The sequence below is a fragment of the Vibrio sp. 1401 genome (assembly GCF_033340295.1).
Genome location: NZ_JAWOWF010000703.1, coordinates 1 through 553, shown reverse-complemented (window position 1 = coordinate 553; position 553 = coordinate 1). Strand labels below are relative to the sequence as shown.

1 pseudogene is annotated in these 553 nt (G+C 52.4%); it reads left to right on the top strand.

Annotated elements, in window-relative coordinates:
• Positions 1–553, top strand: a pseudogene (locus R7Z77_RS27690) (peroxidase family protein); the annotation flags it as partial.

Below are 553 nucleotides of genomic sequence, written 5' to 3'. Positions count from 1 at the left end.
TGCTGTTAAATTACGATTGGGAACTGAAAAAAAGCCCAGCCGGCGCATGGCAATGGGAACCTATCGACATTAAAGAGGAAGACAAACCGGTCGATCCTGAAAACCCTAACGTTCGGCATAACCCAATCATGACAGACGCCGATATGGCGATGAAGATGGATCCGGAGTATCGCAAAATCTCAGAACGCTTCCATAGCGACCCGGCCTATTTCGCCGACACCTTTGCTCGGGCTTGGTTTAAATTAACGCACAGAGACATGGGGCCTAAGGCTCGCTACATCGGCCCTGATGTCCCGCAAGAAGACCTCATCTGGCAAGATCCGGTTCCTAACGGCAATGCAAACTACGATGTAGACGCGGTAAAAGCCAAAATCGCAGCCAGTGGGTTATCGGTTAGTGACATGGTCACAACCGCTTGGGACAGTGCACGCACGTTCCGTCAGTCTGACAAACGTGGTGGCGCAAACGGCGCTCGTATTCGCTTAGCGCCACAAAAAGACTGGCAAGGTAACGAGCCAGAGCGGCTAGCCCGAGTACTACCGGTGTTGGAAAG